Source organism: Dictyobacter arantiisoli (assembly GCF_008326305.1).
GTDB classification, from domain to species: Bacteria; Chloroflexota; Ktedonobacteria; order Ktedonobacterales; family Ktedonobacteraceae; genus Dictyobacter; species Dictyobacter arantiisoli.
In genome coordinates, this window is record NZ_BIXY01000066.1 from 1 (window position 1) to 16,844 (window position 16,844).

The 16,844-nt window shown below is 51.8% G+C and carries 12 protein-coding genes; 5 read left to right on the forward strand and 7 right to left on the reverse strand.

The features are described from left to right. Nucleotides 1-516 precede the first annotated feature (516 nt). Together F1593_RS19130 and F1593_RS19135 are read right to left on the reverse strand one after the other, a co-directional pair. The gene (locus F1593_RS19130) at nt 517-969 is read right to left on the reverse strand and encodes a pyridoxamine 5'-phosphate oxidase family protein (protein ID WP_149403169.1); all 453 of its coding nucleotides are present in this window, start codon (nt 967-969) and stop codon (nt 517-519) included. Between the two features lie 201 nt (nt 970-1,170). Continuing rightward, nucleotides 1,171-2,019, reverse strand: coding sequence for a helix-turn-helix transcriptional regulator (locus F1593_RS19135; protein ID WP_149403170.1), 849 nt, complete (start codon nt 2,017-2,019; stop codon nt 1,171-1,173). A 184-nt stretch (nt 2,020-2,203) separates the two neighbouring features. On the opposite strand from F1593_RS19135, the gene F1593_RS19140 reads away from it, so the two are divergent. Next, nucleotides 2,204-3,145 carry a TIGR03560 family F420-dependent LLM class oxidoreductase gene (locus F1593_RS19140; RefSeq protein WP_149403171.1) on the forward strand — a complete coding sequence of 314 codons (942 nt, stop codon included), beginning with the start codon at nt 2,204-2,206 and terminating at the stop codon, nt 3,143-3,145. Between the two features lie 377 nt (nt 3,146-3,522). Here the strand turns inward: F1593_RS19140 and F1593_RS19145 are convergent, their stop codons facing one another. The 3 genes from F1593_RS19145 to F1593_RS19155 form a co-directional block, all read right to left on the reverse strand. After that, nucleotides 3,523-5,304: an ABC transporter ATP-binding protein gene (locus F1593_RS19145; RefSeq protein WP_149403172.1), complete on the reverse strand. Its 1,782-nt coding sequence runs from the start codon at nt 5,302-5,304 to the stop codon at nt 3,523-3,525. Next, complete coding sequence (locus F1593_RS19150; RefSeq protein ID WP_149403173.1) at nt 5,301-7,115, reverse strand: ABC transporter ATP-binding protein; 1,815 nt, start codon at nt 7,113-7,115, stop codon at nt 5,301-5,303. The genes F1593_RS19145 and F1593_RS19150 overlap by 4 nt, the downstream gene beginning before the upstream one ends. Nucleotides 7,116-7,679: 564 nt before the next feature. Continuing rightward, a complete protein-coding gene (locus tag F1593_RS19155) occupies nt 7,680-8,462 on the reverse strand; it encodes a hypothetical protein (protein ID WP_149403174.1) in 783 nt (260 codons plus the stop codon). An 816-nt stretch (nt 8,463-9,278) separates the two neighbouring features. On the opposite strand from F1593_RS19155, the gene F1593_RS19160 reads away from it, so the two are divergent. From F1593_RS19160 to F1593_RS19175, 4 genes are all read left to right on the forward strand, one after another. Then, on the forward strand, nt 9,279-9,800 hold the full coding sequence (locus tag F1593_RS19160) for a hypothetical protein (protein ID WP_149403175.1): 522 nt from the start codon (nt 9,279-9,281) through the stop codon (nt 9,798-9,800). A gap of 37 nt (nt 9,801-9,837) precedes the next feature. After that, on the forward strand, nt 9,838-10,890 hold the full coding sequence (locus F1593_RS19165; RefSeq protein ID WP_149403176.1) for a hypothetical protein: 1,053 nt from the start codon (nt 9,838-9,840) through the stop codon (nt 10,888-10,890). A gap of 39 nt (nt 10,891-10,929) precedes the next feature. Then, entirely contained in the window at nt 10,930-12,027 is a 1,098-nt protein-coding gene (locus F1593_RS19170) for a DUF2332 domain-containing protein (RefSeq protein ID WP_149403177.1), read from the forward strand. 133 nt (nt 12,028-12,160) lie between these two features. After that, entirely contained in the window at nt 12,161-13,618 is a 1,458-nt protein-coding gene (locus F1593_RS19175) for an MFS transporter (RefSeq protein ID WP_149403178.1), read from the forward strand. 212 nt (nt 13,619-13,830) lie between these two features. Here F1593_RS19175 and F1593_RS19185 read toward each other — a convergent pair whose 3' ends face one another. Together F1593_RS19185 and F1593_RS19190 are read right to left on the reverse strand one after the other, a co-directional pair. Next, nucleotides 13,831-14,574 (reverse strand): hypothetical protein, encoded by a 744-nt coding sequence (locus F1593_RS19185; protein ID WP_149403180.1) that lies wholly within the window; start codon nt 14,572-14,574, stop codon nt 13,831-13,833. A gap of 704 nt (nt 14,575-15,278) precedes the next feature. Further along, nucleotides 15,279-16,829, reverse strand: coding sequence for a phospholipase C (locus F1593_RS19190; RefSeq protein WP_149403181.1), 1,551 nt, complete (start codon nt 16,827-16,829; stop codon nt 15,279-15,281). Nucleotides 16,830-16,844 lie beyond the last annotated feature (15 nt).

A 16,844-nucleotide genomic window follows, 5' to 3' on the forward strand; every position in this document is an offset into this window, starting at 1 on the left:
CGCGTCGATACCACGCCCGGACTGCGGATGGCGATAGGTCAGCCCCCGTGCCTCCACGAGCGTCAATCGATCGGTCATGCTGCGAGCGGGAGGCGGTACGGTGGGTAGTGGTCCGCGCAGGTACAGCGGGGTCGGCGCGACCAGCGCATCTGACGGAGCACCATCCAACAAGACACCCATGCGCGCGAAAGCGACGCCGGTCTGCCGGTCACAGAGGTCGTGAGCCAGTAGATCTTTCGTCCTCTGGAACAAAAATATGGCCGAGAAAGCTCACCCACAGTCGATATGGATATCCTGTGCCGACCATGGGTGAGCTGGCGGAAGGTGCGGATGTCTGCTTCAATCTTTGTCTCACGCATGCAGGAGGAAACATGGAACCCATAACTTCCAAAACCGATCAGTACCATCATCACCTGGTGAACCGAGAACGCTTTCGGCGCGTGATGGGCCACTTCGCCAGCGGTGTCACGATCATTACCACGCGCCACGAGGGAATTGATTTCAGCACGTTTCTATTTAAGAGCCTTGCTTGCTTTTCCATCTTTTCCGTATTGGCTCACCTGTATCAGAGTACACTGTTGAAAACGCGCTTTCGACAGTCAACTCGAATAAAATGTAGTGACCCTGCGGTGGATATCCGTATGTAGTAGCAAGCTCCCGCATGGCTGGACTATCAGTTAAATGAGCATGCCCAGTCAGCCTGAATTCTCCTTCGCCGCCATCATTGCTGCTTACCCAACAATGCAATGCATAGCCTGAGCCACGCTGTAGATCATGGCCTTTCGGAGATGTTGGCTCCATAAACAAGAGAAGATGCCCCTCGCCAATAATTGGCGTCACAGGATGAACTCTAGGCATTCCGTCCGCACGAACGGTTGACAGGAACGCTGGACCACTCTTCAAGCGGAGCTCGCCAAAAGAAGAGAGTTCGGGTTCAGCGAGCGCAAAATCTTGCCAGGACTGTTTCATACATACACCTAATTTTCTACTTTACTTCGTGCCAATTATGGCTTAGCCTCGCCTGATCCAGGTTTGCGCCCTGGTGCTTCCTCTTTTTGCCTGGCTCCGCCACAGTATAAATGGCTGAGAACATCCCACGCAAGAGCCATGTCCGCCCTGAACGGACATCAAAAAAAAGGGGCTCGCCCCCCCTTGCATCCCCGCCTCTCATCACATGATGCCTGACAGACTACTAGCCTGTGTATCCAACAAGCGTTGCAGTTTTGCTTGTGTCACGGCATTCGGCGTGTAGATCATGATCTTGATATCAGGGTTGCTGAGAACCTGCAAGGTAAGATGCTCAAACTCCAGGAGTCCCAGGGTCGCATGTTGTATGACTTTATGACCGTCCAGTGCGCCACGCACATTGTGATGGGGCCACCAACGACAAAATTCAGGACTGATCTGCTTCAAATCCTCAATCAGCTCCTCGAACCATCTATCTTCAGGATAGTTGGCGCTGGCAGTACGAAACTCTGCTAATGTGGCTCGCGCAATCATTTCCCAATTGGGGTTCTCCCGCATCGTCTGGCTGGTGAAGAGTCGCCAGATCAGGTTGTACCCATAGGGGGGCGATGCTTCCGAAATGGAGAAGAGGCCATCGGCAGCTTTGTTCCATGCCAGGTAGTCATACCGTCGTCCCATGACATACGCGGGAGTCGGGTTGAGATCGTCCAACACCTGTTGGAGAGCTGGACTGATGCTCTCCTCTAAAGGAGAAACAGGTGCTGGAAGTGGTTGCCCGGCGAGGAGAAACAGGTGCCGACGTTCATTCAACGTGAGCCTGAGCGCCTGGGCCAGACTTTCCAGAACTTGCGCCGAAGGATGCACATCGCGTCCCTGTTCCAGCCAGACATACCAGGAGGTGCCAATATTGGCAAGTTGCGCGATCTCTTCGCGGCGCAATCCTGGCGTTCGCCGGCGGATGCCAGGCGGTAATCCCACATCAGTAGGGGAAAGGCGAGCCCGTTGCTGGCGCAAAAAATTGGCGAGGGTCCGTCGACGCTCATGTTCCTGCATCTCAATTGCTCCTTATCCTGGTAGTCAGAGACCTATGATCAAGAAACCCTGGTCCTGGTATCAGGAACAGAGTATATTCAAGCTAGGCACCTGTGTCAAGGTAATACATTCATAGGTGTACAGAATTACTCCGCGCAGGAAGAATGTCCTTCTTCCATTTTTCGCAGAATTGAGGTAATTGTCCATGGCTCTGAAATTTGGTTTGTCCTTGCCGCAAGGCTGGACAATGGAACTGGCGGGTATCAAGAATCCAGTTGAAGCGTACGAAGCGATGACACTTGTTACACAGACCGCCGACGAGGTGGGCTTCGAGTCCGCCTGGCTCGTCGATCACTTTCACACGATCCCGCAGCCATCGCAGGAAGTAACGTTTGAGTGCTGGACCACCACCGCAGCCCTTGCACGTGATACCAGGCGTATCCGCATTGGTCAGATGGTCACCTGCAATAGCTATCGCAATCCCGCACTGCTGGCGAAAATGGCCAGCACGGTCGATGTTCTGAGCCACGGGCGGCTCAACTTCGGCATCGGGGCTGGTTGGCATGAGCATGAGTATCGGGCTTATGGCTACGACTATCCTGAAGCGCCCGAACGCCTACGCCAACTGCGCGAAGCTGTGCAGGTGATACTGGCCATGTGGACGCAGGAAGAAGCAGCCTTTGAGGGTAAATACTACCAGGTGCGCGGTGCCATCAATCAGCCCAAGGGTGTCCAGAAACCGCACATCCCCCTGCTGATCGGCGGTAGTGGCGAAAGGGTCACCCTCAAACTGGTTGCACAGTACGGAGATGCCTGTAATGTGTTTGGCGATCTGAAGACCATCGAGCATAAGTTCGCAGTGATCAAAGAACACTGCGCGACCATTGGGCGCGATTACGAGAGCATCCGCCGTACAGTAACCCTTGCCTGTTCTATCGGAGAGACCGACGAACAGGCAAGAGCGAAATTCCCCGCCGCGCTCCTGGGCCATCCGGTTGCGGCTGGCGCGCTGATCGGTAGCCCTGATACTCTTCGCCAACGCCTGGCCGAGTTAGAGGCGGCAGGTGTCCAGGAAGTGATACTCGGGTTCCCTGATGCCCTGCAACTGGATTCGTTGCGCTTCTTTGCGCAAGAGTTCATTGCTTGACACTCCCTGGCATAAATGCACAGGGATTCTTCCTTCATCCATGAGACTTGCCCATCAGTCTCACAACTGAAAGGTAGCGGTCCACATGTCCAGAAGCGTTGCGCAAACCGAGGTTTGCAGGTTTCCGAGTGCCCCTGGGTACCAACCACTTGTTCTTGTGGTGCATGAAGCCCAACCAACCGTGAGGTGGGTATCGTGCCTCATCGTCTTCAGACGAATCTTTTTGCAATGGCTTCATTTCATACAGGAGAGTCTACAAAATGTTTTAATGGTTGTCAATCAGGAAGAGCCATTCATCCCTGCCATGAATGGACAGGGCTTTCTGGCTCGTTTCCTGTAAGCAGGAGAAAGAGGGGCCGATGATGGGTCTTCACCATTTATTCATGCTTCCCATCCTCATCATCCCCCCTCCACAACCGCCCCATCTCTTCATTGGTTGCGAGCAACTCATCCAGCGTCCCTTCTGCGTCGATCTTGCCATCCCTGAGAAGGATAATATGATCGGCACGCTGCAAGACGGTGCGTCGGTGCGTGACGACCAGACAGGTCACATCTTCCTGCTCAAAGATGCGTTCCCAGAGCAGCTGTTCAGTCTCGACATCCAGCGCGCTGGATAGGTCATCGATCACCAGCAACTCGGCACCTCGCACGAACATACGTGCCGCCGCTGTGCGCTGCACTTGTCCCCCTGAAAGCTTGACACCACGGGTACCCACGCGTGTCTCCAATCCTGCCTCCAGTGTCTGCACGTCGTGATCAAGGACAGCCCCCCGCACGGCAGCGATCAGAGGCGCAGGATCGTCTGGGAGCCCCAGGAGGATATTCTGCTTGAGCGTCTCGCTGAACAGGCGCGGCACCTGTGCCGTGTATGCCGCACGAGGCGGTACAAGGAAGGAAGCTGCATCATCCACGCTGTGATCGTTCCACCGGATCTCGCCTGCCTCCTGAGGTAGTAAGCCCAGGATGGTCTGTAGGAGCGTTGTCTTGCCCGCGCCGACGCGACCTGTCACCACTGTCAGGGTGCCGCGCGACAGACGCAGGTCTACCGCGTCGATACCACGCCCGGACTGCGGATGGCGATAGGTCAGCCCCCGTGCCTCCACGAGCGTCAATCGATCGGTCATGCTGCGAGCGGGAGGCGGTACGGTGGGTAGTGGTCCGCGCAGGTATAGCGGGGTCGGCGCTACCAGCGCATCTGACGGAGCACCATCCAACAAGACACCCATGCGAGCGAAAGCGACGCCGGTCTGCTGATAGTGGGCCAGGAACTGACCAAGCCCGGTTGTAAAGTCGGCGATGAAGCCCAGATACGAGACAAACAGGGCAAAGTCACCCACCGTCAGGCTGCTACTGCGCAGGAAACCAGCGGCTAACAGCATGATCAGCCCAGTACCTATGCTCACCGTGTTTGCCGTAATGGAATCCAGAGCTTGCGTCGCCACGCGATCAGCTAGCATGGTTGTCCGGCGCTGCTCGTTCAGCCGTCGGAAACGCGCCAGGACCCGCTCTTCGACACCGGCAGCCTGCACCGTCTGCACCGCCGTCAGGATATCACCGATGGCTCCAGTGACCTGACTTGTGGCCTGACTACTGGCTGCACGATAGCGACCCAGCACGTTGCTCGCCCAGCGAGCGATTACCGTCACGAGCACAAGAGGCAGGATGGTGATTAGGGCCATGAGAACATTGATATGCAGGAGTATCAGGAATGCTACCACAGCAAGCAGCCCATGACCCGTAATCTCATCACTCCAATCAATGCAATCCTCGGCCTGATAGACATCGTCACGAAAGCGGCTGATGGTCTCACCTACGGAATAAGGCAGAGCATAGGCACCAGGGCGCTTCAGGATGTGCCGCAGCAAGTTGCGGCGTAGCAGCCCGCTCATGGTGAAGCGCGTGAGGATTTCGACAAAGCCAGCGCTAAGCACCACGACCACACGGCTCACAGCGAGCACCACCAGTAACACGATGAGCCCCGTCGTGTCCAGGGAGATGGATGCCTGTTTGGTAAGCGCGTCAAAGAAGGCGCGAACGATCAGTCCGGTGAGAAGTGCAGACAGACCAAACACACCCCACAATACCGCGTGGAGCAGGTAGAGCCAGGGCCTGTAGCGAATCATTTTCCGCAGATAGTACCACGTTGGGAACGGCTTCATAGTGCAACCTCCGAAGTTTCGACTCGCAGCAACCCGGCAAAACGCGAGGTTGGATCGGTCGCGAGGGCAAGCCGCGATCCGTACTCGCGCACCTGCCCATTCTCCAGGACAAGAATATCGTCAGCATAGGCAAGCGTGGCAAGCCGATGTGCAATGATGATGCCAGTACGGCCTTCGAGCAGCCGACGCAACGCCGTCTGCACCAACTGATCCATCATCGGATCAAGACGCGAGGACGGCTCATCCAGAATCACCAGATCGGGATCGCGTAACAAGATACGTGCGCACGCCAGTATCTGTGCCTGTCCGGCGGAGAGCCCGGCGCCATCTGGCAGAAGCGTGCTGTCCAGTCCTTGCGGCAATTCCTGTAACCAACTGGTTAGGCCCAGAGTATCCAGCACAGTGTGAATCTGCTCATCGGGCACGTCATCGTCGAAGAGGGTCAGATTGTCGCGCACGCTGGCATGGAAAAGGTGCACCTCCTGGCTGACCAGACCAATGCGTGCGCGCACCGCCGCGATGCGAACCTCTCGCAGGTCCACGCCTCCCAGGCGCACGACGCCAGCCAGTGGATCATAGAAGCGTAGAAGGAGCCGCGTCAGCGTTGTCTTACCGCTGCCTGTGCGTCCCACTACACCCAGCACACGGCCCGGCGCGAGCGACACATTGATATCGCTCAGAACAGGGGCATCCTCCGCATAGCCAAATGAGACTCCGTCCAGTTCAACCGCCAGCGGGCCTGATGGCAACGCGACGCCGGGGCCATCGACCATGCGCGGAACTGTATTCAGGAGCGCCTCGACACGGGCAATACTAGCATCCGCCTGCTGCAGGTCCTGTACTTCGTTGCGGATCTGCTCGGTTGGCTGGCGCAGCATCTCGGTACACTGAAAGATCAGATAGACGGTACCGATGGTCAGCGTGCCAAGCTTGAACTGCATGGCACTCAAAGCAAAGGCGACCGCCGTACCGAGCGCGAACAGTCCCAGGCTGGTGGCATTCATGCTATAACCCCACATCTGCGCTTTACGCCTCACAGCCAGCCACAACCGCATCATTTCAGCACAGCGACGCAGCACAAACGCGCCAGCCCCACTGGACCGGATATCCTGCAATCCTGCCAGATATTCGCCCAGGAAGCCATAGAAATCGGCACTGGCCTGACGCTCGGCAGCCCAGGAGGGTGTGGCAGCAGCACGGATGCGCAGTATGGCGATCAAGGTCAGCACGGCAAAGACGCTCATCCCCAGACCTACGCGCCAGTCCACATGATAGAGCAGACCGAGCACACCCACCAGCAAGACACCATTGCCGAGCACATAGATCACAAACCGTGAGAAGAAGCGAGCCAAAGTGGACACGTCGCCGTCCACCCGCTCGATCAACTCACCCGACGTATGGGCCGTATGAAATGTGGCATCCAGCCGTAACAGGTGGGCGACAAGATCGGCACGCAACGCGTTCGTAGCCGCCCAGCCCACATTTTCGGCCACGTAAGTTTCGGCGACAGCCAGACCCTGTCCCGCCAGGGCCAGACCTATAGTCAACAGTGCCAGGACGAACAGAGCGTGTAAATCCCCGCCGGAGGTAGCCTGGTCAATGAAGTGGCTCGCCACCAGCGGCGTGACCACCTGCACGCAGATGGTGCCGCACATGATCACACCCAGCAGGCCCATTAGCGCCCTCTGGGGCCACAGATAGTGGACCAACAGCCTCCAGTAGCGCTTCAGTGTTTGCAAGGGGACATATCTCTGCTGCGGATTGAGATAAGTAGTCAGTAAGCGCCAAAAACGTCTCAACTGAACATACATAAAATTATTTTCTTTCTTTCGCTCAAGATCGTTATAGAGGATAGCCCACAATGAAGTATGGCTATGATGGATAGTGGAGAGTGGTGATGCTAAACAGGAGACAATACGCTGCTGCCTGCGAAGAACGGGCAAACAAAAAAGCCCTACGAGGCTAAGTGGGCTGGTTGTGGAGAGCAAAAAGGAAATCTACAGAAGAGGGTAGTACCTATCTGTAGCCTATCTAAGAAAGGGTATGGTCGTACTTATAAAAGTGGAATCATAGTGATGATCCGCATACAACGACCTTGCTTATTTGTAGACACAGCTCACTTAGCTTAGCAACACCCTGGCTGTGAATAATTGCATGATGAATATACCTCCGAAAATAAGATTAAATAAATAATAATCCATATTTGCCCGAAAGTCAAGTTTTGAGTTGGAATACCAGGGCTTTCCAATTCTCTTTTTATTACAGCCCTCTTTTTATTACAGCCCTGGCATATTTACCAGAGTTTCTGCTGGTAATACTCTGACAAGCTTCATTTGAAGGGCAGGGTTCCAGGGCTGTGCCCTGACCTCTTCCCCTCACCTGCCCGCGTAGCGGGCTTCCTTCTGCCATTTGTCGAATTCCTTGAGTGTCCATTCTCTCAGTTCCTGATACCTTGTTTGATACTTTTCTTGTCGTAAATATGCATACCTGGGATAGCTTTCTCCTTTTAAATCACCTATTATGGCCCATATCAATTCATGTTCGTGAGCATTACTGGGCCCGTTATCAGAAAATACTTTATCAGGATTTTCCATTAGTATGTCAGTTGCAAATTCTACCAATGGGTCGCTTGAGATTTCTCTGGTTTTACTCCTATTCAAGCCTGGATTACGCATTATTTCTACGTTGTCTATCAATCGAGCATGTTCTGCTCTAAATGCTTGAGGGATGTGTGCCAAAAAGGTCCGATGGACTTGCCGTTGCTCTTCGAGAGGCATACGCCGTGTGCGCTCTAGTGTGCGCTCTCTTTCTTTCTCATAGATATATTGAGCAGCTTCTGTCCGCAATTCCGGGGCAGCGTGCTCGATGTGTGCCAGAAAGGTCTGATAGACTTGCCATTGCTCTTCGCGAGGCATACGCCGTGTGCGCTCTAGTGTGCGCCATCTTTCTATTTCGAGTGATCTTGGAGGTTGTTGTGATATTGGGGACTCTGGTTGACTTTCCCTTACCAGGATGCGGCCTCTTAGAAACTCCGTATTTTGTCTTTGTATTCCCTCGAAATTCTGTTGAGGAGCTCCCCCCGTTTGTTGATCTACTCTTTCAGGTGTAGAAGCTTCCCCTCTCTCTGATCGGGGAGAAACGTCACCTCTTCTGGACATAGTGTCTCCTTTTGTCTTCCTGCTCTCCTGATTGGGATCGTGGTTGCTGCTTCTTCCTTCTCAGACACTGTTGTGCCTCTCAGCATGAATACTCAAGCGAAGAGGCTCCATGCTTACAGGAAACACAGAGGCACATCAGCCTCTCTGCGAGAATAGATGATCCTGTTTCGCCTTTCAAGTAGAAAATAGGGACAATCTTTCCGCTTCTGGATGTGGGGTTCCCAGCAGTCGTGACAAGCAAGGGGTCTGTGGTGTAAATCGGTATTTTGCCAATGATTGAACGAGAAGGATAGAGGATGTTGTAAATAAACGCTATCACGCGCTTTTTGCCGAAGCCATGCGCGACGAAGCACGTCGTCGATGTGGTGAAGATATATTGCATCAACTCTCTGTTCGTGCCTCCCACTGGTATGAAATGCATGCTTTTCTACACGAAGCAATCAATGCAGCACTGTCTGCATGGGATTACGAGCAAGCGGCGCTTTTGATCGCTCGCTCAATCGAGGAGCACAACTTTCCAGATGCAATAAAAGTGTTAATTAACAAAACACGATAAATCAAATTTTCTACCATTACTTATCAGCATACTAGAAAAATGTTGTGACAAAGGTATCTGGTTCTTGATATACACAAGAGTAGACAGAGATTTATTTTTAAAGTAGGGAGTTCAGCAATGTTCTTTATGCTATTTTTATAGACATCAAAATACTTTATGATAAAGTAGATCCGTAATGAGTTCATACGAGAGAAAAGTAGAGGCTGTTTTTTGCTTCTTCTCCCAACGATTAAGTTGGATCTCATTTTGAGGAAGCTACGATGGCAAATGATCAAGAACGCTACTATAAATTGCCACTTGAGGCAATCATTGAAACGATGAGGATGCTGAGGGAAACGGGTATCCTGCAGACAACGGTTGCTTCCTTGCCGATGATCTCGAAAAAAAACTGTAAAGTACAGATCGCTCTGATAAGTGGAAAAATGGCTACGTGCGAAATCACCTCTTCTGAAGGGCAACCACTCCTTCAGGGGGAGGCCGCCCTGTATGCCTTACGTGGAAGTGGAGATTTGGAGTGGACGAATAGACGAGAGACTTCTTCCCAGGCGATGACAACGCAAACGATGCACATCGGGCAATCATCGACGCGGGAGAGGCTCCCATGCCGCCGGGCTGAGATTACGGCGGCTCATTTACAAATGCTCACACACCTTCAACGACAAATCATTGCGCTGGCAGATGGGAAAACAAGCGTGGCAAAAATGGCGACCCTATCAGGTAGAGACGAACGGACAATCAAAAAAATGATCGACATCTTGCGAGAGAATCACTGGTTGTATTGACTCTTTCTCAGGAATATAGAAAAGGACGGGATGTGGTATGGATAATTCATTTTCTTCTCAGGAATCATCCTTGATATATAAGGTCTTAGGAGAACATAATTTTCAAGCACAAAAAGGGTTTTTCCCCTGGTGGTATCGTTTGACCTCGCCACCTGAACCTGAGCACGCTACCTTTCGACAACGAGAACTGGTACAACGCGGTCGCATTGCCAGTGCCCTGATGCTCTTTCTCGCATTTATTCTGCTCTTCGTTGGATTGGTTGCAATCATCGGCCCCAATAAGCAAATCGCCAATGTGCTGTATACTCTCTATCCAGCCATTGGCCTCTGTATCTTTCTCAACCGCCGTGGGTGGGTCAATATAGTGGGAATTGTCCTGACCCTGGGCATGATCGGGGGCATGTGTATGACCCTGTTTACGACGGCGACACATGGAGGACTGGCTCCCAATGATACCTATATTCTCTTTCTTCTCTTTTTCGATATTCTCTTTATCGGGACGATCTTGCCCGTCAATTATACCTTCCTTGCGGCTGCCCTCAATATTCTCATAAGTATCTATGCGCTCTCCTTCGCTCCACATACACGAGCGTTGAATGCAATGCTCCCCACGATGTACTTTTCGATGCTCTTTCGCCTGATCCAGATTAATGTGATTGTGCCAGCTGCGATATGGGTTCTGGTCAATATTGGTATCATTGCGATCAAACGTGCGGGACGAGCTGAGGAACTGGCACGCCTGCAACACGATATCGCCCAGCGCCTGCGCGAGGAGGCAGATAAACAAGAGGCATTGGAGAAGAGTATTGCCGATATTTCCAGAGTGCATGCCGCAGTCGCCAATGGAAATCTCAATGCGCGTGTTCAATTAACAAATACCAATGTTTTATGGAGCGTTGCTGGACAGCTCAATTTCCTGCTCTCGCGACACCAGAGAGCCATAGAAGAAATCAAGTCGTTGCAGAAAGAACTGCTCACCATCAAACAACAGGAGATCTCATGGATGCAACAATCAAGCCCTTCTTCATTGCAACAACCATCAAAAAATCCCAACCAGATCCCGGACCCTAAAGGATTTCATCGGCGCTAATAAGACGTCAGTACTCATCGCAGAAAGGATGCTTCACACATGATTCAGTCGGATAACAGAAACCAATGGTTTGCTTTTGTAGCGCAAACCCTGAGTGCTTCTCCATTATATAGCGCGCTTTTTGAGCGGCTTCAGGATGATCCCGTGCTGCTGGCGCTCTTTGGCCTGGTGGAGGCGAATCAACCGCCCCATGTCACCTTTTTCAGTGTCGTCAATTATCTCCTGTTCAAAGAGCCAGAACATCCACTGGCTCAGTACTATCCCTATCTGACCGCGCATCCCCGGCCTGCCGCAGAAGCCTATCCAGTGTTCCATGCGTTTTGCCTGGAACACATGGATCAATTGCGGACCCTGCTGCCAGTTACACGGCTTCAGACAAATGAGGTCACACGTGCCGCGAATCTGGTGCCCGCCTTTGCCAGCGTCTTTCAACAGGAACAGGAAGCAGGCAGATCCTTTGTGCTGGTAGAGATGGGGAGCAGCGCGGGCCTGAATTTGAATTGGCTCCAGTATGGCTATCACTATACTGCGAAGGATAACACTGCTCCGCCTATGGATTGGGGTAACGACGCTGCAGCAGTCCACATAGCCTGTGAGGTGAATGGAAAACTTCCAGCGCTTCCAGCCCGCTCTGAGATACCTTCAATTATTTCTTGCCTGGGAATTGATCTGGCTCCCCTTTCTCTTTACAACAAAGACGATATCTTACAACTTCGCTCCTGTATCTGGCCCGAAGAAAACTATAGATACAAGTTATTAGATGCAGCCATAGCCTTTGGACGCGCTGTTCCCATGCCCATGGTTGTTCACAGAGGTGATGCATTAGAGCTTCTACCCATCATTATCAATACCCTCCCCGCGCACACGGCACTCTGTACCTGGCATACTTTTGCGTTAGCACAGGGGCCCTTACATGTGCGCGAAGGTATCGAGCGGATACTGGCAGAAGCCTCAAAAACACACCCTGTTTACGATATATCCATTGAAACTGATCCAGCACAGGAAAAATATCGAGATCCGCAATTGAAAGTAAATAGCTATAAGAAAGGAGAACTGGTTACAAGCAGCGTATTAGCGGAGTGCTCGATCCATGGCAATTATATGAAGTGGCTTGCCACAAGCTCAAGCTCAAGCTAAGTGAAAAGACAACTCCCCTCTACTCGCGTTGGGTTGGGGGCTTCATCCAGGAACACCTGGAACCCTTACACGTTGTGAAGTGCAATAACAGATATAACGGATTAGAAAAGGTGTTCACGTAAAAGGAGCTATCATGGATGAGTCTATCTTGCCTACATCTGAAGAAGTAGGAATTGGAGTTGAAAAGGAACAGGGCGAAAATGCGCTTCCCCTGACCGTACCATCAGCTTCAAAAAATACAGAAGAGATTCCTGTCCTTTCTTCATTCCAGCAAACGGATCAGATTGATATAATTGGGAATGATCATGTAACGACTTCTCCACTGGTGGATGAGGACAGCGTTCCCGGCCATCCTCTGCGCAAAGTCATTACTGTCTCAGGCTTTGGTCTGGCAAGTCTGGTCGCCGGATCTAATGTGGCGATCAAGCAACTTCTGCTTCCACTTCAGATCAGTCTCCTTGCTCCGCATACGATCAATACGTCATTCACGCTGGTGGCAACGATTGGTGCCCTGGCAGGCTTCATCGCAGCCCCACTGACAGGGGCGATAAGTGACCGTGTGATAACGCGCTGGGGTCGCCGTCGACCCTGTATTGCGCCAGGGATTGTGGTTGCGGTGCTTGGTCTCTGTGGCATGGCTATTGCGACCACCATTCCCTTCTTGCTTGTTGGCGAGATTCTGGCTCAGATCGGTATCGACATTGTGCTCTCGGCGGTGACTGCGTTGATCCCCGATCAGGTCCAGATAGCGCAGAAGCAGCGGAATTTGATTTCGTCGCTGAATGGCATTGGACCCAATGTGGGAGGAGTGATTGCTCTGCTGCTGATCACGACCTTTACCAATACCAGGATCGTCGCGCAAGGCTATTTCCTGCTGGCGCTTGTTTCGCTTGTGATTGTCGCACTATTCCTACCCGTTCCCAGGGAACCACTCGCGCAGGATCTCAAGGAAAAGGGATTGGAGGGACAAGCACAGCAACGTTCACCATTTCGCATGCGTGAATTCTTCCAGCCGCTCCAATCCCGCGAGTTTTCCTTCGTCCTGCTCTCTCGTGTTCTTGTCTATTTAGCGTTTACCATTTTAGGTGCCTACACCCTTTTCTATTTGCGAGGGGTGCTCCATTTTTCAGCGAGCGAGGCAGCCCATGGGGTGACGACATTCCAATTGCTATCCACAGCCTGCCTGATAGTGACGGCGTTCCTGGCCGGTCGTCTGGCCCAGAGCATTGGACGCCTGAAACCCTTTGTGATCGGCGGAGCTATCCTGATGGCGGTTGGCCTCTTCCTGATTGTGGCTATCCATAGCTGGCCCGCGCTCATAGTGGCGGCCATTCTCTTTGGAAGTGGCTTTGGCCTCTATCTGGGCGTGGATATTCTGCTGATCTTTCGCGTATCGCGCTCAGAAGCCAATCGCGGCATGCATGTCGGGATCATGTATACCGCCATTTTTCTTCCCTTGATCATCAGTCCACTGATCGGGGGATTTGTCCTGAATACATTTCATAACAACTTCTCGCTCCTCTTTGCGGTAGCAGCCAGCGTGAGTGTGCTGGCTGCCTTGATCCTGTTTCCTCTCAAAACGGTGAAATAGCAGGCAGGCGAATACCATATGACAAGAGATTAGTTGTTGCAACTCTGCCTGCATCCCTTTTCCAGGGATGCAGGCGCGCTAGTGCTTGTTTGACTGCTCGTTGTTTGTATTCGTGGTGTTGTCACCTGTGTCCTGTCCAGGCTTCGGTGTAACGGGGATCTTATATTTGCTGCCGGTGATTTGTAGCTCTTTCTCCAGATTTGGATTGTCGATTACTTTTTTGACATATTCCTTCGCTCCCTCATCTTTTTTCTTTTTGTGTGCCATAAGCTGCATCCTTTTAATTCACATACAAACGCATCCGCATCCTTCCAAGAGTGAAGTGGGATTACCTTGAAAGGGATATCAAATGTTGCGCAGGGACCAGAGCCATATGCGCCAAGAATAAAGCGTTGTGACAATACTTCCTGCTCTTGATCTGCCAGGGTTTTAAACAAACAGATCATCTTCTCATACAAATCGTCAATCAGGACAATAATGTGCTGTGGAGATGCGATCAGCTTGCTGGCAATAAAGGCTAGCTTGCCCTCCGGCCCTTCACAAAAAGTGACGCGCTTATAATGAGGAAAGGATTTGTCCTGTAACCAGGCACGGGTAGCTTTTTTGACATCAGCGGTCCAGCGCTCATTCATGCCCCGACGGGCCGTACAGTATCCCGCCTGACCATGGGTAGCGAGGAGATTGACGCCCTCAACAGCGTCACTGATCACGTTGGCGGAGCGCAACAATTGTGGATCAAGCACAACCACTTGCTTTAAAAAGTTATATTTGACCGGTCCAACACGACTTTTGAAGGCCACCATTTCAGGGAGGGCTTCAAATTCATCAATGGAATTGACTGTTTTCAACTGTTCTTTACTTAAATTGAGCTTAAAATAGTCATCGTACGTCTGGAATAAGCTTTGCTGGTTTCCCCATGCCAGAGGACCATCGATATCGCACAACACTTCAACCATCTTCCTAACTCCTTTATTGCGATCCTTCAGGACATTCCAATGCTCATGCGCAGAGGCCGTACACCAGTTCCCACCCGTAGAGACGAGACGGGTGAGAATTGGGATATCCCGACCATCCTCTACATCCTTTGCTTCACATCAGACTGGCAGAACACTCGACTCCGAAAACTATACCATTGCGATATTTATAACACAATAAGCATACAATGATAATTTTCAGGAATTTCACTTCTGGGATAATGAAAGCTACAAGTTTAATCATAACCACCACCTGGAGGAGATTGTTTTTGATTACCATTTATACCAAGTTGAGCTCTAAGAGAGTGTCAGCCTCCCGTGGTCTCCACAGTCTCTGTGCATGAGTTTTCGCACCTGCGGTGCTCAAACAGATTTTTATTATGTGATGTAGAAAAGTTTCTTCGAACCTTTTCTACATCACATAATAAAAAGGGTGCAGGCGCGCACGCGCCTGCCAGCAGGTGAACAGCAAGATCCCGATGGTATTGGGGGGCTGACACACTCTTAGATAGTGTCAGCCCCCCAATAAGATTGCTGATGAAGGGCTGTCATGATGTTGATCGTTCACTGTGGATGGGGCCTTTCTCCAGGATGTAATGGGCAGTCAAAACAACGAGAAAGCATGCCAACATATCAATGTAGGCATGCTTTCCTGTGCATATGGAAAAGAGTTCGCTCGCTCTTACCTATTTCCCGCCATGGACGATTTCGCCAGTGTTGGGATCCAGGAACAGGTGCTCGCTAGCACGGGGATCGGCAGCGAAATTGAACATGTTGTTCAGCGTACCAGCACGCGCATCGAACGACTGATCTCCGATACGACCAAGTTTCCAGTTGTCCTCGATAAAGCGCAGGATGGAGGATTGGTCGGTTACTGAATGATCAATGTAGTTCTTTTTAGCGTAAGGGGAGATGACCATCAACGGTAAGCGTGGACCGTAACCGCAACGATCCTCATAGGCACCAGCCTGGGCGGTCCCACACAATCCAGTCCCGGTCAGAGCGTCCGCACTACTGTTCGATTGGCTTACGATGGGTCCCAGGACATGATCATACCAACCATCCGAGTCGTCATAAGAAATGACAACCGCGGTGTTTTTCCAATCAGGGCTCTTCTGAAGCTGGTTGATCGTGGTGGTCAGGAAGGTTTGCTCATCCAGGGGATCTGAATAACCGGCATGTCCATCCTGGTACTCAGAAGCTTTTAGATAGCTCACCGCTGGCATGTGACCATTGTTCACGGCGGTCCAGAAGTCCTGAAGATCGTATTGATGGTTGGCCTGATCGGTTTGACCGATCTTGCCGGGTGAAGAGGGCGCCAGGTGATGCGGGTTCGCGGTGGATTTGTAGTATTGGAATGGCTCGTGATGCGGGCTGTAGTCTCTTACAGCCACACCACCGATATTGGTGTGGGTTGTACCACAGGTTGCGACTCCATTAGTGGTGGCAGATGGTCTGAAACCACCCTGGAACCAGCCCCAGGTAATATTTTTTGCGTTCAGCAGATCACCGACATTTTGCCCGGTCATCCCGGCAACATTGCCATTGGTGGCTGAACAGTCATCATATTGAGGATCAGCGTCGCCAATCATCGTACCATTGGTAACACTGCTGAGCTGTGTAGCCGCGACAGCACCATGCGTCTGACCAGAGATCAGGTTTAGCGCACCAGGGGTTGATGGACCAAAGGTTGTGCCAAAGGAATTATCGCTCAAGGCATAATGCTGAGCGTAGTTCCAGAGCCCGGTGACCGTGTTGCCATCATAGTAATTCATGACGATATTCTTATTGGGACAGGAACCACCACTACCATACTGCACAAACTTGTCGGCCAAACCACTATCATAGGCCTTCTGCTCATCGGTATAACCATGGTCCTGGTCGCAGGTCAGCGCCTGTGAGCGATCCAGACGGCTGGGATTGGCAGCATTTGGATTATTGGTCAACAGGTTCTCGCTCAGACCATTTACGCTCGGCGTGCTCGCGCTGGCATGAAAGGCTGGCTCACCCGCTGGATTGGTCGCATTCGGATAAGTACCAAAGTAGTGATCAAAAGAGACATTTTCCTGGAAGATAACGACAATATGTTGAATAGGCGTCGTTGTCGCTTTGTTCGCAGTGAGATCACTGCTAACCGGTGCCGATGCGAAAACACCGGAGGTTGCGAAGAGGGTAACAGCAATAATAGCAATCCCCAACGCAGCATAAATAGAGGTTGTACGCCAGGTCTTTTTCATACGTTTCCTTTTTTC

What these genes read in the sequence shown, in the direction of transcription:
- F1593_RS19140 (WP_149403171.1), top strand. Translation starts at nt 2,204, where the DNA reads ATGGCTCTGAAATTTGGTTTGTCCTTGCCGCAAGGCTGGACAATGGAA.
- F1593_RS19135 (WP_149403170.1), bottom strand. Translation starts at nt 2,019, where the DNA reads ATGCAGGAACATGAGCGTCGACGGACCCTCGCCAATTTTTTGCGCCAG.
- F1593_RS19160 (WP_149403175.1), top strand. Translation starts at nt 9,279, where the DNA reads ATGGCAAATGATCAAGAACGCTACTATAAATTGCCACTTGAGGCAATC.
- F1593_RS19155 (WP_149403174.1), bottom strand. Translation starts at nt 8,462, where the DNA reads ATGTCCAGAAGAGGTGACGTTTCTCCCCGATCAGAGAGAGGGGAAGCT.
- F1593_RS19175 (WP_149403178.1), top strand. Translation starts at nt 12,161, where the DNA reads ATGGATGAGTCTATCTTGCCTACATCTGAAGAAGTAGGAATTGGAGTT.
- F1593_RS19170 (WP_149403177.1), top strand. Translation starts at nt 10,930, where the DNA reads ATGATTCAGTCGGATAACAGAAACCAATGGTTTGCTTTTGTAGCGCAA.
- F1593_RS19150 (WP_149403173.1), bottom strand. Translation starts at nt 7,115, where the DNA reads ATGTATGTTCAGTTGAGACGTTTTTGGCGCTTACTGACTACTTATCTC.
- F1593_RS19190 (WP_149403181.1), bottom strand. Translation starts at nt 16,829, where the DNA reads ATGAAAAAGACCTGGCGTACAACCTCTATTTATGCTGCGTTGGGGATT.
- F1593_RS19165 (WP_149403176.1), top strand. Translation starts at nt 9,838, where the DNA reads ATGGATAATTCATTTTCTTCTCAGGAATCATCCTTGATATATAAGGTC.
- F1593_RS19185 (WP_149403180.1), bottom strand. Translation starts at nt 14,574, where the DNA reads ATGGTTGAAGTGTTGTGCGATATCGATGGTCCTCTGGCATGGGGAAAC.
- F1593_RS19145 (WP_149403172.1), bottom strand. Translation starts at nt 5,304, where the DNA reads ATGAAGCCGTTCCCAACGTGGTACTATCTGCGGAAAATGATTCGCTAC.
- F1593_RS19130 (WP_149403169.1), bottom strand. Translation starts at nt 969, where the DNA reads ATGAAACAGTCCTGGCAAGATTTTGCGCTCGCTGAACCCGAACTCTCT.